The sequence below is a fragment of the Xanthomonas sp. NCPPB 3005 genome (genome assembly GCF_041228095.2).
Taxonomy (GTDB): Bacteria; Pseudomonadota; Gammaproteobacteria; order Xanthomonadales; family Xanthomonadaceae; genus Xanthomonas_A; species Xanthomonas_A bonasiae.
Window position 1 is genome coordinate 1,372,528 of the sequence record NZ_CP166096.2, and the last position, 21,829, is coordinate 1,394,356.

The 21,829-nt window shown below is 70.1% G+C and carries 19 protein-coding genes; 8 read left to right on the forward strand and 11 right to left on the reverse strand.

Annotation, left to right across the window (positions count from 1 at the left end; genetic code table 11):
• Nucleotides 1–117: 117 nt before the first annotated feature.
• The 3 genes from AB8810_RS05920 to AB8810_RS05930 form a co-directional block, all read right to left on the reverse strand.
• Nucleotides 118–858, reverse strand: coding sequence for a phosphoadenylyl-sulfate reductase (locus tag AB8810_RS05920; protein WP_184414758.1), 741 nt, complete (start codon nt 856–858; stop codon nt 118–120).
• Nucleotides 855–2,579, reverse strand: a complete 1,725-nt coding sequence (gene cysI, locus AB8810_RS05925) for an assimilatory sulfite reductase (NADPH) hemoprotein subunit (RefSeq protein WP_369915820.1) — start codon at nt 2,577–2,579, stop codon at nt 855–857. Before cysI ends, AB8810_RS05920 begins: the two co-directional genes overlap by 4 nt.
• Nucleotides 2,580–2,697: 118 nt before the next feature.
• On the reverse strand, nt 2,698–4,569 hold the full coding sequence (locus AB8810_RS05930) for an assimilatory sulfite reductase (NADPH) flavoprotein subunit (RefSeq protein ID WP_369915821.1): 1,872 nt from the start codon (nt 4,567–4,569) through the stop codon (nt 2,698–2,700).
• 81 nt (nt 4,570–4,650) lie between these two features.
• Here AB8810_RS05930 and cysD point away from each other — a divergent pair, with 81 nt between their 5' ends.
• The 3 genes from cysD to AB8810_RS05945 all read left to right on the forward strand — a co-directional run bounded on the left by cysD (nt 4,651) and on the right by AB8810_RS05945 (nt 8,251).
• Nucleotides 4,651–5,685, forward strand: a complete 1,035-nt coding sequence (gene cysD / locus AB8810_RS05935) for a sulfate adenylyltransferase subunit CysD (protein WP_369915822.1) — start codon at nt 4,651–4,653, stop codon at nt 5,683–5,685.
• The gene (gene cysN / locus AB8810_RS05940; protein WP_369915823.1) at nt 5,685–7,685 is read left to right on the forward strand and encodes a sulfate adenylyltransferase subunit CysN; all 2,001 of its coding nucleotides are present in this window, start codon (nt 5,685–5,687) and stop codon (nt 7,683–7,685) included. The genes cysD and cysN overlap by 1 nt, the downstream gene beginning before the upstream one ends.
• Nucleotides 7,686–7,825: 140 nt before the next feature.
• Entirely contained in the window at nt 7,826–8,251 is a 426-nt protein-coding gene (locus AB8810_RS05945) for a hypothetical protein (RefSeq protein ID WP_338123878.1), read from the forward strand.
• A 113-nt stretch (nt 8,252–8,364) separates the two neighbouring features.
• On the opposite strand, the gene AB8810_RS05950 is transcribed toward AB8810_RS05945, so the two are convergent.
• Nucleotides 8,365–9,486, reverse strand: coding sequence for a glycosyltransferase family 4 protein (locus tag AB8810_RS05950; RefSeq protein WP_369915824.1), 1,122 nt, complete (start codon nt 9,484–9,486; stop codon nt 8,365–8,367).
• Nucleotides 9,483–10,229, reverse strand: a complete 747-nt coding sequence (locus AB8810_RS05955) for a polysaccharide deacetylase family protein (protein ID WP_369915825.1) — start codon at nt 10,227–10,229, stop codon at nt 9,483–9,485. Before AB8810_RS05955 ends, AB8810_RS05950 begins: the two co-directional genes overlap by 4 nt.
• A 250-nt stretch (nt 10,230–10,479) precedes the next feature.
• Here AB8810_RS05955 and AB8810_RS05960 point away from each other — a divergent pair, with 250 nt between their 5' ends.
• Together AB8810_RS05960 and AB8810_RS05965 are read left to right on the forward strand one after the other, a co-directional pair.
• Nucleotides 10,480–11,037 (forward strand): GNAT family N-acetyltransferase, encoded by a 558-nt coding sequence (locus tag AB8810_RS05960; protein ID WP_369915826.1) that lies wholly within the window; start codon nt 10,480–10,482, stop codon nt 11,035–11,037.
• A 145-nt stretch (nt 11,038–11,182) separates the two neighbouring features.
• Nucleotides 11,183–12,643, forward strand: coding sequence for an alanine/glycine:cation symporter family protein (locus AB8810_RS05965; RefSeq protein ID WP_218848231.1), 1,461 nt, complete (start codon nt 11,183–11,185; stop codon nt 12,641–12,643).
• Nucleotides 12,644–12,727: 84 nt separating this feature from the next.
• On the opposite strand, the gene AB8810_RS05970 is transcribed toward AB8810_RS05965, so the two are convergent.
• Entirely contained in the window at nt 12,728–13,792 is a 1,065-nt protein-coding gene (locus tag AB8810_RS05970; RefSeq protein ID WP_369916629.1) for a hypothetical protein, read from the reverse strand.
• 583 nt (nt 13,793–14,375) lie between these two features.
• Between AB8810_RS05970 and AB8810_RS05975 the strand changes: the two genes are divergently transcribed.
• Both AB8810_RS05975 and AB8810_RS05980 read left to right on the forward strand, forming a co-directional pair.
• Nucleotides 14,376–15,215 (forward strand): TrmH family RNA methyltransferase, encoded by an 840-nt coding sequence (locus AB8810_RS05975; RefSeq protein WP_225209722.1) that lies wholly within the window; start codon nt 14,376–14,378, stop codon nt 15,213–15,215.
• A 5-nt stretch (nt 15,216–15,220) separates the two neighbouring features.
• Complete coding sequence (locus AB8810_RS05980; RefSeq protein WP_369916630.1) at nt 15,221–16,723, forward strand: carboxylesterase/lipase family protein; 1,503 nt, start codon at nt 15,221–15,223, stop codon at nt 16,721–16,723.
• Nucleotides 16,724–17,030: 307 nt separating this feature from the next.
• Here the strand turns inward: AB8810_RS05980 and AB8810_RS05985 are convergent, their stop codons facing one another.
• The 5 genes from AB8810_RS05985 to AB8810_RS06005 all read right to left on the reverse strand — a co-directional run bounded on the left by AB8810_RS05985 (nt 17,031) and on the right by AB8810_RS06005 (nt 21,287).
• Complete coding sequence (locus AB8810_RS05985) at nt 17,031–18,101, reverse strand: LacI family DNA-binding transcriptional regulator (protein WP_191824399.1); 1,071 nt, start codon at nt 18,099–18,101, stop codon at nt 17,031–17,033.
• A gap of 68 nt (nt 18,102–18,169) precedes the next feature.
• On the reverse strand, nt 18,170–19,582 hold the full coding sequence (locus tag AB8810_RS05990) for a M28 family peptidase (RefSeq protein WP_369915827.1): 1,413 nt from the start codon (nt 19,580–19,582) through the stop codon (nt 18,170–18,172).
• Nucleotides 19,583–19,645: 63 nt separating this feature from the next.
• The gene (mscL, locus tag AB8810_RS05995; protein WP_179566703.1) at nt 19,646–20,065 is read right to left on the reverse strand and encodes a large-conductance mechanosensitive channel protein MscL; all 420 of its coding nucleotides are present in this window, start codon (nt 20,063–20,065) and stop codon (nt 19,646–19,648) included.
• A gap of 114 nt (nt 20,066–20,179) precedes the next feature.
• On the reverse strand, nt 20,180–20,887 hold the full coding sequence (locus AB8810_RS06000; protein WP_369915828.1) for a fumarylacetoacetate hydrolase family protein: 708 nt from the start codon (nt 20,885–20,887) through the stop codon (nt 20,180–20,182).
• Nucleotides 20,888–21,011: 124 nt separating this feature from the next.
• A complete protein-coding gene (locus AB8810_RS06005; protein WP_369915829.1) occupies nt 21,012–21,287 on the reverse strand; it encodes a hypothetical protein in 276 nt (91 codons plus the stop codon).
• A 197-nt stretch (nt 21,288–21,484) separates the two neighbouring features.
• On the opposite strand from AB8810_RS06005, the gene AB8810_RS06010 reads away from it, so the two are divergent.
• Nucleotides 21,485–21,826 (forward strand): Rieske (2Fe-2S) protein, encoded by a 342-nt coding sequence (locus tag AB8810_RS06010; protein ID WP_179566697.1) that lies wholly within the window; start codon nt 21,485–21,487, stop codon nt 21,824–21,826.
• Nucleotides 21,827–21,829: the final 3 nt, after the last annotated feature.

Sequence of the window (21,829 nt, forward strand, 5' to 3'; positions counted from 1 at the left end):
ACTTCAGTCCCGCCTGTATCCGAAGCCGGAAGGTTCACGGCTTCGTTCGTCGCGGCTGAAGCCGCTTCCACAGAAAAGGCGGGCGCGGGCTCGCAGAGGGCCTGCGACAAGCTCGCCTCAGATGTCCTCGTGGATGCCGCACTCGCGCTTGAGGCCGAAGAAGCGGGTGTCTTCCTCGCGCATGCCCGGTTCCCAGCGGCGGGTGGTGTGGAAGTCGCCGATCGACACGTAGCCTTCTTCCCACAGCGGATGGTAAGGCAGGCCGTGCTGCTGCATGTACTGCCACAGGTCGCGGTCGCTCCAGTCGGCGATCGGGTTGATCTTGTAGCGCTCGCCGCGCTTCTGCACGAACGGGGTCTGCGCGCGGCTGTCGGACTGGCTGCGGCGCAGGCCGGTGAACCAGGTGCCGACCTTCAGTTCGTCCAGCGCGCGGCGCATCGGCTCGACCTTGCGCAGGTTGTTGTACTGCTCGATGCCGACCATGCCCTGTTCCCACAGGCGGCCATGGCGCGCTTCCATCCAGGCGCGACTGACCAGCGGCCGGTACACCTTGAGGTTGAGCTTGAGCTTGTCGGTGAGCGCGTCGGCGAAGCGGTAGGTTTCGGCGAACAGGTAGCCGGTATCGATCAGGATCACCGGGATGTCCGGCAACTGCTGGGTCAGCAGGTGCAGCGTCGCCGCCGACTGCGCGCCGAAGCTCGACGATAGCGCGGCCTCGGCCGGGCCGTGTTCGAGCGCCCAGGCCACGCGCTGCACGGCGGTCATCGGCGCCAGCAACGCGTTGACCGCGTCGAGGTCCCATGCCGTGGCCGGCGCGTTGGCGGAATCGTGGTGGGCGGAGGCGGGCAGGGCGCTCATGCGTGCAGTTCCGAAGGAATGAGATGGCGGTGGGTGGGGTAGGCAGGCAGCGCGACCAGGCCGCTGCGGTGCAGGAAATCGCCGAAGCCCTCGTCGGCGTCGCGTTCGTTGGCGTAACGCGCGAACAGCGGATCCAGCGCGTCGAGGATTTCCGGCTCGCCGATGTTTTCGCGGTACAGCGTGTTCAGGCGCTGGCCGCGGTGATCGGCGCCGAGCATCAGGTTGTAGCGGCCGGGGGCCTTGCCGACCAGCGCGATCTCGGCCAGATACGGCCGCGAGCAACCGTTCGGGCAACCGGAGATGCGCAGCAGGATCGGCGCCTCGCGCAGCCCGTGCCGGTCCAGCAACGGCTCCAGCTTGCCGGCGAAGTCGGGCAGGTAGCGCTCGGCCTCGGCCATCGCCAGGCCGCAGGTCGGCAGCGCCACGCAGGCCATCGCCGCGCGCGCCAGCGCGGTGCGCGCCTGGTTGCCGGCGTCCAGCGCATGCGCGCGCACCAGGGTGTCGATCGCCTCGCGCTGCGCAGCCGAAATGCCGGCGATGACCAGGTTCTGGTTGGAGGTCATGCGGAAATGCGCGCCATCGCCGTCGCGCTGCAGCAGTTCGGCGATCTCGCGCAGGCCGCTGAGATGGCGCGCGCCGCCGTCATGGTCGGCGATGCGCCCGGCCGGCAGCGACAGGGTCAGGTGCGCACGGCCATCCTCGCCTTCGCTCCAGCCGTAGCGGTCGCCGTTGTGCTCGAACGCGAACGCGCGGGTCGGCTGCAGCGCGATGCCGGCGCGGCGCTGGATCTCGGCGACGACCACATCCAGGCCGTGGTCGTCGATGGTGTACTTGAAGCGCGCGCGCTTGCGCACGGTGCGGTTGCCGAGATCGCGCTGGGTGGTGACCACGGCGGTGGCGACATCGAGCAGCTGGTCGCGCGCGATGAAGCCGATCACGTTGGCCACGCGCGGATAGGTCTCGGCGTCGCCATGGGTGGCGCCCATGCCGCCGCCGATGCTGACGTTGTAGCCGGCCAGTTCGCCGTCCGCGCCGAGCACGCCGATGAAGCCCAGGTCGTTGGCGAACACGTCCACGTCGTTGATCGGCGGCAGCGCGAAGCCGATCTTGAACTTGCGCGGCAGGTAGGTGTCGCCGTAGATCGGCTCCTGTTCCTGGCCGCTGCCGACGATCTGCTCTTCGTCCAGCCAGATCTCGTAGTAGGCGCGGGTATTGGGCAGCAGGTGTTCGGACACGCGCGCCGCATCGGCGTACAGCGTGGCGTGCGCGCGCGAGGCCAGCGGGTTGGCGGCGACCTGCACGTTGCGGTTGACGTCGCCGCAGGCGGCCAGGGTATCGATCAGCGCGGCGTTGATCGCCTGCATCGTCGCCTTCAGCTCGCGCTTGATCACCCCATGGAACTGGAACGCCTGGCGCGTGGTGATGCGCAGCGAGTGGTTGCCGTAGGTGGTGGCGATGGCGTCGAGCTTGCGCCACTGCTCCGGGGTGATCACCCCGCCCGGCGTGCGCGTGCGGATCATGAACTGGTAGGCCGGTTCGAGCTTCTGCCGGCGCCGCTCGTCGCGCAGGTCGCGATCGTCCTGCTGGTAGCTGCCGTGGTACTTGATCAGCGTCTGATCGTCCTCGCGCAGCGCCCCGGTGACCGGATCGGCCAGGCTCTGCAGCAGCGACCCGCGCAGGCGGCGGCTTTCGGCTTTGATGTCTTCGACGGAGTGGCTCATTGGGTCGGGAATCGGGAATGGGGAATAGGGAGTGGCAAGTGCGGCTGCGTCGCGCTACGGAAATCGTGTCGGAGCCGGCTGTTATCCATTCCCGGTTCTCGTTTCCCGATTCCCGGCCTCAATACACATCGCGCGCATACCGCCCCTCCCGCTGCAGCGCCGTGAGATAGGCTGCTGCATCCTCGGCGCTGCGCGCGCCGTGCTCGATCACGATCTGCTGCAGCGTGGCGTGGACGTCCTTGCCCATGCCGATCGCGCCGCACACGTACAGGTGCGCCCCGTTCTGCAGCCAGTCGTAGACGTCGCGGCCGTGTTCGCGCAGGCGCTGCTGCACGTACACCTTGTCCGGCACGTTGCCGTCGCGCAGCGGCTGCACGTCGCGCGAGAACGCCAGGTCCAGGCGCTGCAGTTCGCCGCTGCGCAGCGCCTGCTGCCACTCGGCCTGGTACAGGAAGTCCTGGTTGAAGTGACGGGCGCCGAAGAACAGCCAGTTGCGGCCGCCGGCGCCGCTTTCGGCGCGTTCCTGCACGAAGCCGCGGAACGGCGCCACGCCGGTGCCGGGACCGATCATCAGGATGTCGCGGCTGGCGTCGGCCGGCACCCGGAAGCGTTCGTTGGGTTCGATGTAGACCGGGGCGCTGTCGCCTTCGGCCAGGGCGGCCAGAAAGCCGCTGGCCGCGCCGCCATGGGCGTGGCCGTGCGCCTGGTAGGCCAGCACGTCGACGGCAAGGTGGACTTCATCGCCGACCCGCTTGCGGCTGGAGGCGATCGAATACAGGCGCGGGGCCAGGGGCCGCAGCGCCTCCAGCAGTGCGCTGTGGTCCCAATCCGCCGGCCAGCGTCGCAGCACGTCGATCACCTGGTGATCGGCCAGCAACGCCGCCAGACCGGCGGTCTGGGTAGGGTCGAGCAACTGCTCCAGCGCCGGGGCGGCTGAGCGGCGGGCGACCGCGGCCAGGAACGGCCGCGAGGCCCGGGTCAGTTCGCGATGCGCGGCGAGCCACTCGTGCAGGGGAAGAGTCTGCGTATCGACGGTGACGTCGGCATGACCGTCGAGTCGCGTCGCCGTCAAAATGGCCTCGACCAGCGCCGGCGGATTGCGGTGGCGGATGCCCAGCGCGTCGCCGGGTTCGTAGTGCAGGCCGCTGCCGGCCAGCGACAGTTCCAGGTGGCGCACGTCCTTGTCGGCCTGGCCATGCGCGGCATAGCGCGGACCCTTGAAATCGCGGCCGCTGATGCGCTGGTTGGCCAGCACCTCGGCGGCGAACGGGCGCTCGTGGTTCCACGCCGCCGCGGCGCTGCTGCGCAGCGGGGTCACCGTCGCCGACGGCGCGGCCGCGCTCTTCAGCAGCTCGCGCGCCTGCGTCAGCGCCTGCGCGCGCCACGGGGTCGCCACGGTGTCGATGTCCAGGTCGGCCTCGCCCAGTGGCAGCAGCCGCTGCGCGCCGAGTTCGGCCAGGCGCGCGTCGATGCGCTTGCCGATGCCGCAGAAGTCGGCGTAGCTGGAATCGCCCAGGCCGAGCACCGCGTACTTCAGTTCCGGCAGCTTGGGCGCGCGGCGGCCCTGCAGGAATTCGACCAGGCCGATCGCGTCGTCCGGCGGATCGCCTTCGCCCTGGGTGCTGATGACCACGTACAGCAGGCGTTCGCTGGCCAGTTCGCGGGTCGGGTAGGCGTCGGCGCGCAGCAGGCGGACCGTCAGCCCGGCGGCCTCGGCGTCGGCCGCCAGTTGCTCGGCGGCCCGGCGGGCGTTGCCGGTCTGGCTGCCGTAGACAATGCTCAGCCGCTGCGCGGCCTGGCTGGTCGCGGCGCCGCCGGGCAATACCGCCAGCGAGGGCGGCGCATGGCCCTGGCCCTGGGCCAGGCCGGCGGCATAGCCGGACAGCCACCACAGGCTGGCCGCATCCAGCCCCTCCACCGTCCGCGCCAGCAGCGCCTTGCGCTCGTCGGGCAAGGGGCTGGGCGGCAACGCGGGCGAGGCGGCGGTCATGACCGGTCCGGGTGGGAAGAAGGGATGACCGATGTTAGGGATTCGTTGCGCGGGGCAGAAAGGAGCAGGGGTTATCGGCTTATGCCCCCCGCTTATTTCAGTGCCTGCCAGACCCATCACACACTGCCGGCCCCGGTCGCCCCAGGCGCCGCGGCCGCTGCTACCCTCTGTACGTACCCCTTCCCAACGAGCCTTGCGTTGTCCCCGATGCGTTCTTCCGCCCTGTCCCACCTCGACCGGCTCGAGGCCGAAAGCATCCACATCCTGCGCGAGGTGGCCGCCGAGTTCCGCAATCCGGTGCTGCTGTATTCGGTCGGCAAGGACAGCTCGGTGCTGCTGCACCTGCTGCTGAAGGCGTTCGCGCCGGCGCCGCCGCCGATCCCGTTGCTGCACGTGGACACGCGCTGGAAGTTCCGCGAGATGATCGCGTTCCGCGACCGCCGCGCCGCCGAAACCGGGGTGGACCTGCGCGTGCACATCAATCCCGACGGCATCGCCCAGGACATCGGCCCGTTCACGCACGGCGCGACCGTGCATACCGACGTGATGAAGACCCAGGGCCTGAAGCAGGCGCTGGACCAGGGCCGGTTCGACGCGGCGATCGGCGGCGCGCGCCGCGACGAGGAGAAGGCGCGGGCCAAGGAGCGGGTGTTCTCGTTCCGCAATGACAAGCATCGCTGGGACCCGAAGAACCAGCGCCCGGAGCTGTGGAATCTGTACAACGCCCGCGTCCATGCCGGCGAGAGCGTGCGCGTGTTCCCGCTGTCCAACTGGACCGAGCTGGATATCTGGCTGTACATCTACCGCGAAGCGATTCCGGTGGTGCCGCTGTATTTCGCCGCCGAACGCCCGGTGGTGGAGCGCGACGGCGCGCTGATCCTGGTGGACGACGCGCGGCTGCCGCTGCGCGACGGCGAAGTGCCGCAGCGGCGACAGGTGCGGTTCCGTACCCTGGGCTGCTATCCGCTGACCGGCGCGGTCGAGTCGCAGGCCGACACGCTGGAAAAGATCATTGCCGAGATGCTGCTGACCACCACCTCGGAGCGGCAGGGGCGGGTGATCGATCAGGATCCGGGCGCGTCGATGGAGAAGAAGAAGTTGGAAGGGTATTTCTGATGAGCCGGGAATGGGGAATAGGGAATCGGGAATCGCAAGTGCAAAAGCAAGCCGCATCGCCGCCATCGGATGAGTCGCAGGAGACCGCCGTTTCCATTCCCGATTCTCTATTCCCCAGTCCCGGCGATGGCGGCGACGCGGTCGCCGCCTACCTGCAGCAGCACGAACACAAGCCGCTGCTGCGCTTCATCACCTGCGGCAGCGTCGACGACGGCAAGAGCACGCTAATCGGGCGCCTGCTGTACGACAGCAAGCGCCTGTTCGACGACCAGCTCGCCGCGCTCAGCGCCGACAGCAAGCGCCACGGCACCCGCGGCGGCGAGATCGACTACGCGCTGCTGCTCGACGGCCTGGCCGCCGAGCGCGAGCAGGGCATCACCATCGATGTGGCCTACCGCTACTTCGATACCGACAAGCGCAAGTTCATCGTCGCCGATTGCCCCGGCCACGAGCAGTACACCCGCAACATGGCCACCGGCGCCTCCACCGCCGACGTGGCGGTGGTGCTGGTCGATGCGCGCAAGGGCCTGCTGACCCAGACCCGCCGCCACAGCTACATCGTCTCGCTGCTCGGCATCCGCCACGTGGTGCTGGCGGTCAACAAGATGGACCTGGTCGATTTCGACCAGGCCACCTTCGATGCGATCGTCGCCAGTTACCGCGCGCTGGCCGCGCAACTGGGCATCGCGCAGGTGCACTGCATCCCGCTGTCGGCGCTCGACGGCGACAACCTGTCGCAGCGGTCCGCGCGCACGCCCTGGTATGGCGGCCCGGCCTTGCTCGAATACCTGGAAGGCCTGGACCTGGCCGCGCGCGACGCCGACAGCGGCCTGCGCCTACCGGTGCAATGGGTCAACCGTCCGAACCAGCAGTTCCGCGGTTTCGCCGGCACGCTCGCGGCCGGCCAGGTGCGGCCGGGCGACGCGGTGGTGGTGCTGCCGTCGGCGCGCCGCTCCACCGTCGCACGGGTGCTCGACGGCGCTGGCGACGTGGACCGGGCCGTGGCCGGGCAGGCGGTGACGCTGACCCTGGCCGACGAGATCGACATCAGCCGCGGCGACGTGATCGCCGCCGCCGACGACCCGCCGGAGGTGGCCGACCAGTTCGCCGCGCACGTGCTGTGGATGGACGATGCCGCGCTGCTGCCGGGGCGCCCGTACTGGCTGAAGATCGGCACACGCACGGTGTCGGCCAGCGTCAGCGAGATCAAGCACCGCATCGACGTGAACACCCAGGAGCGGCTGGCGGCCAAGCGCCTGGAATTGAACGAGGTCGGCTACTGCAACCTGTCGCTGGACGAGTCGATCGTCTTCGAGCCGTACGCGCGCAACCGCGCGCTCGGCGGCTTCATCCTGATCGACCGGCAGAGCAATGCCACCGTCGCCGCCGGCACGCTGGATTTCGCGCTGCGCCGCGCCGGCAACGTGCACTGGCAGCACCTGGACGTGGACCGCGCCGCACGCGCGCGGATCAAGGGCCAGTCGCCGAAGGTGCTGTGGTTCACCGGCCTGTCCGGCGCCGGCAAGTCCACCGTCGCCAATCTGGTCGACAAGCGCCTGCATGCGCTCGGCTATCACACCTTCATCCTCGACGGCGACAACGTGCGGCACGGGCTGAACCGCGACCTGGGCTTCACCGACGAGGACCGGGTGGAGAACATCCGCCGCGTCGCCGAGGTGGCGCGCCTGATGGCCGACGCCGGGCTGATCGTGCTGGTCAGCTTCATCTCGCCGTTCCGTGCCGAGCGGCGCATGGCGCGCGAGCGCTTCGCCGAGGGCGAATTCGTCGAGGTCTTCGTCGACGTGCCGCTGCACGTGGCCGAGGCGCGCGACGTGAAGGGGCTGTACGCCAAGGCCCGCGCCGGGCAGATCCCCAACTTCACCGGCATCGATTCGCCGTACGAGGCGCCGGAGCAGCCGGAGCTGCACCTGCGCGCGGACGGCGACAACGCCGAGGCGCTGGCGGCGCAGGTGCTGGGGTGGCTGGACGCGCACGACTGAGCGCGGACGCCGGCGGCGCGGCGGCGCAGCGGGAGTTGCCGGCGGCCGCGCCGGTGCGCATCCTATGCATGCAGGGAGGCGGTGTGGATCCAGGGAACACCCCGGGGCCGGATCCTTGCGGCAACGTTCAGGGGGAACGCATGGATCCGAAGATGCAGGCCTTGCTGGCCAGGACCAATGTCACCGAGCTGGTCGCGCCGGCGGCGGTGGAACAGGTGACTCACCAGCCGGTGCGGCCCGAGCCGCCGCCAGCGCAGCGGCCCCTGTCTTCCACGGCCGATCCGTTCCAGTACCACCTGGCCACGACCGAAATCGTCGGCAAGCTGCAGGAGCGCACGACCAGGCCGGCAGTGCGGGCGTTCGGCTGGCTGGTGTTCGGGGTGCCGATGGCGCTGTTCGGGCTGATGCTGTTGCAGCTGGTCTGGTACGACGCCGCGCTGCATGCATGGAAGATCCCGCACACCGTCGGCGGCGCGCTGCGCACGCTGTTCGGGACCGCTTCTGCGCTGGCATTCGTCGCGGCGTACCCGTATTTCACCCGCCGCCGCGGTGCCGCCGCCGGCTGAGGCATGCGGCGCGCATGCGCCGGCGCGTCGCTGTCGCTGCGGCTAGCAAGCAGGGGTGCGCCGGCTGGCGTGCGGCCCGGTGCGGTGGCGTCGCTGGTCGCCGGCGGCTGGCGTCAGTGCGCGCCGGGTTGCGCCTGGGTCAACCGCTGCGGCGCGCGGCGCGGCGCTTGCAGCACCTGCACGAACTGCGCGGCGATCACCGCGCCGGCGAAGTGGCGCTGCACGAACTGGCGGCCGGCCTGGCCCATGCGCTGGCGGCGCTGCGCATCGCACATGCGCAGGATCGCGTCGCGCCAGGCGCGCACGTCGCCCGGCGGCAACAGCTCGCCGCTGACGTCGGCATCCAGCGTCTCGGCCACGCCGCCGACGCGGCTGGCGAGCACCGGCACTTCGCTGGCCTGCGCTTCCACCGAGACCCGGCCGAAGGTTTCCGGCGCCAGCGACGGAAACGCCAGCATCGACATCGCGTTGTAGTAGGGCGTGGCGTCGTTGACCCAGCCGACGAAGCGGTGCCGGGCGGACGTGGCCTGGCCGCCGGCATGCGCGTGCAGGCGCGCCGCATCGGGGCCGTCGCCCAGCCACAGGCAGTGCAGCGCCGGTTCGATCGCCATCGCCGCCGACGCCGCCTCCAGCAGCGGAAAGATGCCCTTGCCATGCTGCAGGCGGCCGCTGTAGCCGATCACGATCGCGTCCTCGGGCAGCCCGAGCAGGGCGCGCATCTCGCGGCCGCGCCGCGGATCCGGGCGCAGGTTGTCCATGTTCACCGGGTTGTACAGCACCTGCACCAGCGCCTCCGGCACGCCGCGGTCCAGGTAGGCCTGTCGCGCATAGCGCGACACCGCGAAGAAGCGCGAGGCCAGGCGCGGGATCGCGTAGCCGGAGAAGGCGCGCATCGCCGGCGCGCGGTGCCGGAACAGCGCCACGCGGATGCCGAGCGCGCGGCCGACCAGCAGCAACGGCCAGTATTCCTTGCCGAAATTGCCGACAAGCCAGTCCGGTTGCAGGCCCCGCGCCAGACGCAGCAGCGGCGCGTAGCCGGCCGGATCCAGCGCGTTGCGGAAGTGGCCGAAATGCACGCTCACCCCGCAGCGTTGCAACTCCTCGGCGATCAGCCCGCCTGTGCAGGCGATCACCTCGACGCGATGGCCGGCACCGGCCAGCGCCTGCGCCAGCGCCACGAAGTGTGTCGCCGCGCCGGTGTTCTCGGGATTGGTGCCGACGAACAGGAACTTCATGCGCGCCGATCCTCGTAACCGGTCAGCGCGCGCAGCGCGAACTGCGGCAGAACGTGATGCCGCGCCACCTGGATGCGCGGATAGCGCCAGGGATCGGACCCGGGCACGGCACGGCCGCGCCGGGTGGTGGTCGCGGCGACATAGCCGGCCTCGCGCACCGTCGCGGCGACGCGCGCGTCCACGTCGCCGTACGGATAGCAGAACTGGGTGACCGGCTCGCCGAGCAGATCCTCCAGCGCGCGCTTGCAGCCGCCGATTTCCTCGCGCAGCTCGGCATCGCTGCACGCGGTCAGATGCGGATGCGAACGGGTGTGCGCGCCGATCTCCATGCCGCCGGCGCGCCACTGGCGCAGCTCGGCCAGGCTCATCAACGGCTTCTCGATGCCGAGCTTGCGCGCATCCCAGGTGTTGTGGCGGCCGATGCTGCCGCTGACCGCGTACACGGTGGCGCTGAAGCCCAGCCGTTGCAGCACTGGCAGCGCCGCATGCAGGTTGTCGAGGTAGCCGTCGTCCAGGGTCACTACCGCGACCCGGCCGTGGCGTTCGCCGCGCAGGTAGGGCATGGCGTCGGACATGGACACGCCGCGGTAGCCCAGCCGCTGCAGCAGGCGCATCTGCCGCGCGAAACGCGCCGGCGCGACGTACAGGCTGCGGTACACCTGCAGCTGCCGCGGCGCCTGCGCGATGTTGTGGTACATGAAGATCGGAATACGTGCCGCAGCGGGGGAGGTCGCGGAATGCATCGGGACGGCTCGGTAACGATCACGTAGGAGGGGGCGCGCTGCATTAGCGCGCGCAAACCTTTCGCCGGCCTGTCGTGCGTGCCGGCACCGCGTCGGCGCGCGGCAAGACGCACCGCGGCGGCACGTCGTTGCGCCCGCTTGTCGTTGCGCTGCACTGCGCGGCGCGCGCATGCCGTGCAGCGACCGGCGATGCGGCAACTGCGCGCAATCGCCGGTTATGCTCGGCTGCCGACCTACAGGAGCGCCGCCGATGCCCGATGACCCCAGCGCCACGGCGTGGCGCGACCTGCGCCTTGGCATCGACGGGATGCAACTGCGCCGTTGGCGCGGCGGCGACCTCGACGCGCTGCTGCGCCATGCCGACGATGCGCAGGTGGTGCGCGGCCTCAGCGAGCGTTTTCCGCATCCCTACACCCGTGCCGACGGCGAGGCGTTCCTGAGCGGGCGCGTGGTGGATCTGGCGCACCCGGTGCTGGCGATCGAGATCGACGGCGAGGCCTGCGGCAGCATCGGCTTGCGTCCTGGCCGCGGCGAGCGCGCGCATGTCGCCGAACTGGGCTATTGGCTGGGGCGCCGCTACTGGGGCCAGGGACGGATGACGCGGATCGTCGCCACCTATCTGGACTGGGCGATCCCTGCGCTCGGGCTGCTGCGCATCGAGACCAGCGTGCTGGACAGCAACCCGGCCTCGGCGCGGGTGCTGGAGAAGAACGGCTTCGTCCGCGAAGGCATCCGCCGCGGCGCGCTGCGCAAGCACGGACGCCTGCACGATCTGCACCTGTTCGGCCGCTTGTACGGGACAGAGTGAGACCTGCGTTTCGCAGTCAGCGCCGATTCATGCACAATCGAGGCAGCCCCCGTACTCGGGGCGTCCTTCTTGCGCTTCGGGGAACTGCGTGGAATCGATCATCACTGCATTGAATGGCTTGATCTGGAGCAAGGCGCTGATCTTCATGTGCCTGGCCGCCGGCCTGTACTTCACCATCCGCACCCGCTTCATGCAGGTGCGCGGCTTCGTCGAGATGCTGCGGTTGACCATCGGCGGGCAGAAATCCGATGCCGGCGTGTCCTCGTTCCAGGCGCTGGCGATGTCGATGGCCGGACGCATCGGCATCGGCAACATCGCCGGCGTGGCCACCGCCATCGCCTTCGGCGGGCCGGGCGCGATCTTCTGGATGTGGGTGATGGGCTTCTTCGGCGCCTCCACCTCGTACATCGAATCGACCCTGGCGCAGATCTACAAGGTCAAGGACGCCGACGGGCGCTACCGCGGCGGCCCGGCGTACTACATCGAAAAGGCGATGGGGCTGAAGTGGTATGCGCTGCTGTTCGCGTTCGCCACCATCGTCGCCACCGGCTTCCTGATGCCCGGCGTGCAGGCCAATGCGATCGCCGACAGCGTGGTCAACGCCTGCCGCGGCGGCCCGCTGTGCGGCCCGCTCGACGGACTGTGGATGGGGTTGCCGGCGGTGCAGGCGCTGAAGCTGGGGATCGGCGCGACGGTGGCGCTGTTGCTGGCGGTGATCATCTTCGGCGGGGTCAAGCGCATCGCCAACTTCGCCGAGATCGTGGTGCCGTTCATGGCGCTGGGCTACATCCTGATGGCGGTGGTGGTGATGGTGCTCAACGCCGAGCGGGTGCCGGAGATGTTCTCGATCATCTTCCGCAGCGCGTTCGGCGCGCATGCCGCGTTCGGCGCGCTGCTGGGCCTGGCGGTGGAGTGGGGGGTCAAGCGCGGGATCTACGCCAACGAGGCCGGGCAGGGCACCGGCCCGCACGCCGCGGCCGCCGCCGAGGTCTCGCATCCGGCCAAGCAGGGCTACGTGCAGGCCTTCGCGATCTACTTCGACACGATGATGGTGTGCACCGCGACCGCGTTCCTGATCCTGGCCACCGGCAAGTACAACGTGTATGCGCCGGACGGCGGCGAGCACCTGTTCGCCGGGCTGCGCGGGGTGCAGGAAGGCCCGGGCTACGCGCAGGCCGCGGTGGACGCGATCCTGCCCGGCTGGGGCGCCGGTTTCGTGGCGCTGGCGCTGTTCTTCTTCGCCTTCACCACGATCATGGCCTATTACTACATGGCCGAGACCAACCTCAGCTACATCAACGGCAACCGCCGTCGTCCGCTCAGCGTGCTGGTGCTGCGGCTGGGCATCCTCGGCATGGTGGTGTTCGGCGCGTTCCATGACGCCAAGCTGGCGTGGTCGCTGGGCGACATCGGCGTGGGCCTGATGGCCTGGCTCAACATCATCGCCATCCTGATCCTGCAGAAGCCGGCGCTGCTGGCGCTGCGCGACTACGAGCGGCAGAAGAAGGCCGGCCTGGACCCGGTGTTCGATCCGCTGCCGCTGGGCATCAAGAACGCCGATCTGTGGCGCGAGCGCCTGTTGCCGCCGGCGCCGCGCGGCGAATGATCGCCGCGTGGCTGTACGTGCCGCGATGACACGCTGCCGGCCTGTGGCCGGCAGCGGTGTCGTGCCATTGGGGGCACGGCACGATCAGTAGGAGATCGTCGCCGAGGTGGAGGTGGTCTGCACATCGTAGTTGCACTGCACGTCCAGGCCGGAACTGTCGCTGTACGAAACCCATGCCGGCGACTGCACGCGTCCTAGTTTGTAGTCGTATACGCCGATCGCGTTGAAGGTGATGCGGCCGTCGGGCGGATACTGGTCGCAACTGTCCACCGAATACACCTCCAGCGCGCCACCGATCACCAGGTGCGTATTCGAATTGATGTCGTAGGTGGTGCTGAGCCGTACGCTCTCGCCGGTGGTGACGTTGCGTGTATCGACGTTCCAGTTCGCGCAGGGCCTGCCGTTGTTGCAGGTGGCGTAGGTGTCGCCCACGATCTGGTCGCCGGCTTTGGCCGGAATGAAATCGCTGGACCACACCATGCCATTCTGGCAGCAGTTCCAACTGCTCAGATCCCAGGTGTTGCTGTCGCCGCGGTAGCCCAGCACCGGTTGCAGGATCGTCGGATCGTCGCTCTGCATGCCCGGGAAGAAGTACACCGTCTGGTGCGCCACGTTGGTCGGATTCTGCGGTACTTTCCAGCTCGCGACGATGCGGCCCATCTTGGCGCCCGTCACGTCGATGGCCGACTGGACCCAATCGTGCGCAATCGGTGGCGGCACCGCGCTGCGTGCTCTGGACGCTGTCAGCGCGGCGCTGCTGCGAATCTGCCGGCCATCGATGCCGCGACCGTCGGGCCGCACCCGTGCGCCGCTGGGAGTGAAGTTGTCCTGGGTACAGGCCTGCGCCTGTTCGCGCACGCCATCGACGTGTTGCAGGCTGCCATCCTCGAGGATGCGCTCGCCGCTGTGGACTTGCCGGACGCACGCCGGCGCGAAATAGCCGAACGGGGTCGCGACGTAGTCGTCCGGGATGCCGGCCGGTTTGTGCGCTGCACTCATGGCGCCGACCCGGGCGAGCCGGGCATCCGGCGCGCCATCCTGGGGCGCCGCCGACGCGGCGCCGGCCATGCCGAGCAGGGAGAGCAGCATCAATACGGTGCTGGAACAACGACGCAGTGTCGATCGTGCGCTGCGGACAGAGGGTTTCATTGGGATCGCCTTGTGATGATGAGGCAGGAAGGAGTGCCGTGGGACCTGCTCGGCTCGCTGCCGCATCCGCCGTCGCTGAGCGGTCGGGTCGGTGTCGAGGCGATGGTGTCCCGCAATGCGAAGCCGGGTGCCGCGGTCGTGGGTGTGGTCGATAGCGCCGTCCTTTGCCGTGCCGGGTTGCGGCGACGATGTGCCTTGCCGCAGCGGGGCGATTGTGAGAATTCGTCGCCTGGCGCCGCGAATGCGGCATGGTGGCGAGCGACGGCGAACGGCTTCACGGTCGCAATCGGGCCGCTGTTCCTCTTTCTCGGCGCACTGGGTAGACAATCGATGCGCCGTCGCCAGATGTCTCCGCCGTGGAGGGCGGAAATCCCGGCGCAGGACCCCGCCGACCGGGCGCAGGTGCGCAGGCGCCCCCGCGTGAACGACGCCGGCCGCACCTGCGGGCGGGGATGAGCGAAAATCGCCGGGTCGCGCCGGTACGGTGCGTTGCCATTGCGGTCCAGGAGACCTTGCCCATGTGTCATGACCTTTCTTTCCCGCGCGTTGCCGCCGCATGCGCTGCGCTGCCGAGCGTGCGGCGATGAACAATCCCTGGGGCAAGAGCCCGCGCGGCCCGCGTCCGCCGGCGCCGCCCGAACGCGCCGCGCCCGCGCCGCGCGCCGCCGACGCCAACCGCGGCGAGCTGCGCCTGTACGGACTCAACGCGGTGCGCGCGGTGTACGCGCGCCGGCCCGAGGCGATCCGCAAGCTGTATCTGGCCGAGGCGCGGATTCCGGCGCTGCAGCCGTTGCTCAAGTGGTGTGCGGCCAACCGCGTCGGCTACCGGGTGGTGGACGAGGCCGATCTGAACAAGCTCGCGGCCAGCGCGCACCACGAGGGCGTGGTCGCCGACGTGCTGCGCGCCGAACCGCTGCCGCTGGCGGCGTGGCTGCAGGGACTGGCGCCGGGCCCGGCGCTGGCGTTGTGGCTGGACGGCGTCGGCAACCCGCACAATTTCGGCGCGATCCTGCGCTCGGCTGCGCATTTCGGCGCCGCCGCGATCCTGTTGCCGGATACCGCGACGCTGGCCCTGTCCGGCGCCGCCGCGCGCGTGGCCGAAGGCGGCGCCGAGGCGCTGCCGCTGGTGCGGCTGCCGCCGACGGAACAGGCGCTGGCGCAATTGCGTGCGGCCGGCTTCGCGCTGGCGGCGACGCTGGTGGACGGCGGCGACGACGTGTTCGCCGCCGCGTTGCCGCCGCGCCTGGTCTACGTGATGGGGGCCGAGAGCGAGGGCATGGACCGCGACTTCGCGCAGGCCTGCGAACTGCGCCTGTCGATCCCCGGCAGCGGCGCGGTGGAAAGCCTCAACGTCGCCGCGGCCACCGCGGTGCTGCTCGGCGCCTGGCGTAGCCGCGTCGCGGCGTCGGGAGCTGCACGGTGAAGCCGGTGCTGCCTGCGCTGTTGTGCCTAGTGCTGGGCGTCGCGCCGCTGGCGAACGCGCGTGCGGCGCCCGCTGCCGTGCCTGCGACGCAGGTGACGCTGGCCGCGGGCAGCGTGCGCGGGCAGGTCCAGGCCGACGGCAGCGTGCTGTTCCGCGCGATCCCGTTCGCCGCGCCGCCGACCGGCGCGAACCGCTGGCGGCCGCCGCAGCCGCCGGCGCGTTGGCGCGGCGTGCGCGACGCCAGCCAGCCGGCGCCGACCTGCGCGCAGCCGGCGATCGGCTGGAACGCTGCGCTGGCGCAGCGTTCCAGCGAAGACTGCCTGTACGTGGAAGTGCAGACGCCGCGCCTGGATCCGGCGGCGAAACAGCCGGTGATGGTGTGGATCCACGGTGGCGCCAATGTCGCCGGCGGCGCCGACGTGCTGCCGTCCTCGCTGGCGCAGCAGGGCGTGGTGCTGGTCACCGTGCAATACCGGCTGGGCGTGTTCGGCTTCCTGTCGCTGCCCGAGCTGAGCGCCGAATCCGCGCGCCATGCCTCCGGCAACTACGCCTTGCTCGACCAGATCGCGGCGCTGCGCTGGGTCCGCGACAACATCGCCCGCTTCGGCGGCGACCCGGCGCAGGTGACCATCTTCGGCCAATCGGCCGGCGCGCAGGACGTGGGCCTGCTGCAGCTGTCGCCGCTGTCGAAAGGGCTGTTCCGCGCGGCGATCGAACAGAGCGGCACTGCCGGCTTCGGCTTGCCGCCGCGCAGCCTGGGCGAGAACGAGGCGCTCGGCGCGGCGATCGCGCAGCGTGCCGGGATCGGCGCGACGCAGCGCCTGCCGGCGTTGCGGCGGCTGCCGGTCGCGCAGCTGTTGAAGGCGGCGCAGGGCGTCGACGTGCCGGCATTGGACGACGATGGCTACATCTGGCTGCAGGCGATCGTCGATGGCCAGGTGCTGCCGCGCGCACCGGCGGCGTTGCTGGCCGCCGGCGAGCAGCAACGGGTGCCGTTGCTGCTCGGCAGCGTGGCGCAGGAGCTGACCTACGGTGGTGCCGGTGGTGCCGAAGCACGCCTGCGTCGCGACTATCCGGACCAGGCCGCGCAGGTGCTGGCGCCGTATCGCGATGCGGCGGCCGTGCCCGACCCGCGCCATGGCGATGCGGCGATGCAGCTGGCCACCGACCTGACCTTCCGCTGCCCGGCGCTGGCGGTGGCGCGGGCGCAGGCACGGCAGGGCGTGCCGGTATGGCACTACGAGTTCGATCTGGCCGCGCCCGGCGGCAAGGTGACCCACAGCGCCGAACTGCCGTTCGTGTTCAAGGGTCTGCCGATCGGCCAGCCGCCGCTGAACCTGCAGCGCTACTGGGCGGCGTTCGCGCGCAGCGGCGATCCCAATGGCGCCGGCATGCCGCGCTGGCCGGCGTTCGCGCCGACCCAGGCATCGCTGCGTTTCGACCAGGACGGCGCGCAGGCGATGACCGGTTTGCGTAGCGAGGTGTGTGCGCTGCTCGATTTGCCGTAGGCGAGGTTGCCGCTGCTGCTCGCAGCGGCGTGACGTCGTGGCGGTCCGCCGCAGCCCTGCCATGCGGGTTGCCGTGCCGTGGCCCGATCGCGGTGCGTGCCGATCGGGTGCAGGCGGATCGCGGCACAACTGGAGTCGATGGCGCCGTGAGCATTTTCGACTCGGATACTCGCAGTCGACCAAATCCTGTGGGAGCGACTTCAGTCGCGACGGGCGTTACCAGGAGAGCTCATCGTGACCGATGGCAGAAGCCACCTGCCGTCGCGCCTACGACTTCCGTCGCCTTCAACCACAGCAAAGAAAAGCGCTAGCCCGCCGCCTGCGGCAATGCCGGATCCGCCGGCGGCGCGGTCGAGCCGCGGGTCACCAGCGTGTACTTCATCACCTGGTGGATGCCGCGGCTGGGCAGGCCGTCGCGGCGCTGGCGGATCTCGCCGAGCAGCAGCGCCACCGCCGCGCGGCCCATCGCGGTGACCGGCTGGTGGATGGTGGTCAGCTCGGGCCAGATCGTGGTCGCCACCGGGGTGTCGTCGAAGCCGGCGATCGACAGGTCCTCGGGCACGCGCAGGCGCAGGCCGTAGGCGATGGCGACCGCGGCGGCGGCCATGTCGTCGTTGCTGCACAGCAGCGCGGTCGGGCGCGGCGCGGCGTGCAGCAGCGCGGTCGCGGCGACCAGCCCGGAGCGGTAGGTGAACAGGCCTTCGGCCACGCGCGTGGCGGCGACCGGCAGCCCGGCCGCGGCCATGGTGTCGAAGAACGCGCGGCTGCGCAGCGCGCTCGGGGTGTGCTTGGGATCGCCGCTGATGAAGCCGATGTCGCGGTGGCCGAGGTCGATCAGGTGCCGGGTGATCGCGCAGGCCGCGTGGTAGTCGTCGATGCGCACCGAGCTGACGCCCTGCATCGGCGTGCCGGTGGCCACGGCGACGACCGGGATGCCGCGCGCGTCCAGTTCCTCGATGGTCTGCCGCGAATCGCACAGCGGCGGCGGCAGGATCACCCCGTCCACGCCGGCGTCGAGCAGGCGCTCGGTGGCGGCACGCTGGCTGCCCATGTCGTCGCTCTTTTCCACCAGCACCTGGCTGCCGTCCAGGCTGCTCTGCTCGAGGATGCCGAGCATGAACTGGTTGAGGTAGGCCGCGCTGGGATTGCTGTACAGCACCCCGATCCGCGCCAGGCTGGCGGTGCGCAACGAGCGCCCGGCCAGGTTGGGACGGTAGCCGAGCGTCTTGATCGAGGCCTCGACGCGCTCGCGCATCGCCGCGCCCACCCGGGGGTGGCGGTTGATCACGCGTGAGGCGGTCATCGGCGAGACGCCCGCGTGCCGCGCCACATCCAGCAGCGTCACCGCCGAGCCTGCACGACCTTGCCGTTTGCCCATCGTGGGTCCTGACGATGCTGCGAAAGGGGGGGAAAGCCTGCGCGCATCCCCGCGGCAGGCGTGCCAGCTTACTCCTTGGGCGGTTCCACTGTCTTGGCCTGGCTGCCGAAGCCACCGTCGGCCTCCGCGGCCAGGTAGGCGAACACCGCGTAGGCGGCGACGTTCTGCGCCAGGGCCTTGGGGTCGATCTTGTCCAGGGTGTCGTCGGCGGTGTGGTGCAGGTCGAAGTAATCGCTGCCGTCCTGCGCCAGCCACGCCCAGGCGCCGCCCTTGGCCGCGAGCGGGCCGACGTCGGGGCCGGGGCCGCCCTTGTCCGCTGCGTATTCGATGCCCAGCGGCGCCAGCGCCTCGGCGATCTGCCGGGTCGCCTCGCGCGAGGCGGCGGCATCGCCGGAGCCGGTGTTGAACGCATAGATGCGGCCGGCGCCGAAATCGCTCTCGGCGGCGATCTGGTGCAGCGCCACGTCCTTGGCGTGCGCCTGCGCGTAGGCCTTGCCGCCGTAGAGCCCCTGCTCCTCGTTGGCGAAGGCGACCACGCGAATGGTGCGCTTGGGCGCGCGCTTGAGCTGGCCGATCAGGTGGCCGGCGGCCATGCTGATGCCGACGCCGGCCCCATCGTCGATCGCGCCGGTGCCCAAATCCCACGAATCCAGGTGGCCGCCGATCACCACCACTTCCCTGGGCTTGCTGCGCCCGGTGATCTCGCCGATCACGTTGTACGAGGTGGCTTGGCCGTCCCAGCCGCAGTCCAGCGCCAGGCGCAGGCGCACCGGGCCGCGCGCGACCAGCCGCGCCAGCTGGTTGGCGTCGGGCACCGCCAGCGCCGCCGCCGGCACCGGCGTCAGGCCTTCGTCGAACCGGGTGATGCCGGTATGCGGCACGCGGTGCGAGTCGGTGCCGGCCGAGCGCATCACGAAGCCGATCGCGCCCTTGCGGATCGCCTCCGACGGCCCCTTGCTGCGCACCGCGCCGCCGTTGCCGTAGTCCTTGCCGTCGCGCGCCTTGACCATCTGGTAATCGACGAACGCGATCTTGCCGCGCAGCGAACCGGCGGGTGCGGCCTGCAGCGCGGCGAGGTCGGCGAAGCGCACCACCTCGGCCTCGACCGTGCCGGCCGGGCTGCCGCCCAGCGCGGTGACGCTCAGCGGCTGCGCGTTGACGCCGAGCACTTGCGCGTGCTCGCTGCGCCGCTCCCATTTCGGGAACGTCACCGGCTCGGTCCAGACCTTGTCGAAGCCCAGCGCCTTGAACTTGGCCTTGGCCCACGCGACCGCGCGCGCATCGGCCTCGCTGCCGGCCATGCGCGGGCCGATTTCGGTGGTCAGCGATTCGACCACCTTCCAGCCGGTGTCGTCGGCCAGCGCCTGCTCGCGCAGCGTGGCGGCGGTGGACAGCGCCGCATCCGGGATGCGAGTGGTCTCGGCCGCGGCGGCGGACGCGATGGCGAGCATGACGGCGGTGACGACGGCAAGACGGCGCATGGGGGACTCCGCGAACAGGGAAGCCCCGAGCTTAGCAGCGCGTGGCGCGCCTGCGCACTGCACTTACTGCGGTGCGGCGTCGTTCTTCAACGCATCGCGGATCTCGCGCAGCAGCAGCACTTCCTCGCTCGGCGCCTTGGGCGCGGGCGGTTCCTTGCGCGCGATGCGATTGATCGCCTTGACCACCATGAAGATGGCGAAGGCCACGATCACGAACTGGATGATGGTGTTGAGGAAATCGCCGATGCCGATCACCACCGGCGGCACTTCCTTGCCGGCCGCGTCCACCGTCGCCGCCTTCAGCGTCCATGCCCAGCGCGAAAAATCCACGCCGCCGGCGAGCATGCCGATCGGCGGCATGATGATCTTCTCCACCAGCGCGGTGACGATCTTGCCGAACGCGGCGCCGAGCACCACGCCGACCGCCAGGTCCAGCACGTTGCCGCGCATGGCGAATTCCTTGAACTCGCGGATCATGCCCATGGAAGCTTCCTCGAACGTTGCGCGGGCCTGTCGCCGCCGTGCAAGCCTAGCGCAGTCGTTGTCGTTCCAGGATCAAGCTGCGCGTCGGCCACCTGCGCGCGATGCGCCGCGCACTCAGGCGACGATCACGCCATGGCGCTCGGCCACGTTCTCCAGCCGCGCGCTGAAGCGATCGCCCGGCTGCAGCGCGGCCACGCCGGCCGGCGTGCCCATGAACACCAGGTCGCCGGCGCGCAGCGCGAACAGCTTGGACAGTTCGTGCAGGATCTCCGGCACGTTCCAGATCATCTGGTCGAGCAGCGATTGCTGGCGCACCTGGCCATTGACCTCCAGCGACAGGTTCAACGCCTCCAGCGCGCCGACTTCGCCGGCCGGGATCAGCTCGCTGATCGGCGCGGAATGGTCGAAGCCCTTGGCGATGTCCCACGGCAGGCCCTTGGCCTTGGCCGCGGCCTGCAGATCGCGCCGGGTCAGGTCCAGGCCGACGCCGTAGGCGAGCACCAGGGCGGATGCATCCTCGACGCCGAGCACGCCGGCCGGCGCATCCTGGCCGAGCGCCACCACCAGCTCCACTTCGTGGTGCAGGTCCTGGGTCGCGGACGGGTAGGGGATGGAGTCGCTGCCGATCACCAACGCATCGGCCGGCTTCATGAAGAACGTCGGTTGGCCGCGGTCGGCCTTCGAGGCCGGAGCGCTGGCGCCCATCTCGCGCGCATGGTCGGCGAAATTGCGGCCCACGCAGTAGATGCGATGCACCGGAAACAGCCCCAACCCACGCACAGGCACGCGCGGCGCTTCGGCAGCAGCAAACAGGTCTTTCATCGGGCACGCATCCAGAGAAGAACGGGATGCAGCAGTTTAGCGCGTCAGGTTCGACCCGACCTCAACAGGCAAGGAGGGGGCATCGCTTTCACGAATCCCCAATCCCGATTCCCCAATCCCAGCCTTACAGCGGCAACGCCGGCTTGCGCAACACGCGGTACTCGCCATCGACCACGTGCTGGCGTGCCGAGGCCGGACGCTTGTTGCCGCGTTGGCTCAGCAGCTTCATCGCGATGCCGCCGAGGATCATCGCCGCGCCGACGAACACGCTGACGAACACCAGCCCGGCGAGGATCGCCAGGCCCAGCAAGCCGACGGCCAGTTTCACCAGCGGATGGCGCGGCTTGCGCGGCGCGAAGACATGCCGGAACTGATCGAGATTGAAGGCGCGTACACGCATGGCAGAAGTCTGTGTCAGTTGGAACCGAGGGCGCAGTATCGACGCTGTCTTATGTGACGGAGTGAAAAGTTCGTTAAGCGAAAAATTAACACTTGCCCGTTCAATGTCTTGCATGTCGTCGCCAGGTGAAGCGCGATGCGGGTGCGAACCGCGGACATGCAAGAATGGCGGCCCTTTCCGTGCTGCCGCCGTCTTCCATGACCGAGTCATCTTCCGCCGTGCTGGCGCAACTGGAGCAGATCGAGCCCGGCAACCTGGTCGAAGCCGAGGCCGCGATCGGCGGCGAGATCGAATCGCTGCTGCTGTACCGCGACGGCGACGGCGTGCGCGCCTGGTTGAACGTGTGCCCGCATGCCGGGCGCCGGCTCGACTGGGCGCCGGGACAGTTCCTGAAGAGCCGCGAAGGACACGTGGTCTGCGCGGCGCACGGCGCTGCGTTCGAATTGCAGCACGGCAGTTGCGTGTCCGGGCCGTGCCGCGGTCAGAGCCTGCTCGCGGTGCCGGTGACGGTGCGCGAGGGCCAGGTGTTCCTGGCGTGAGTG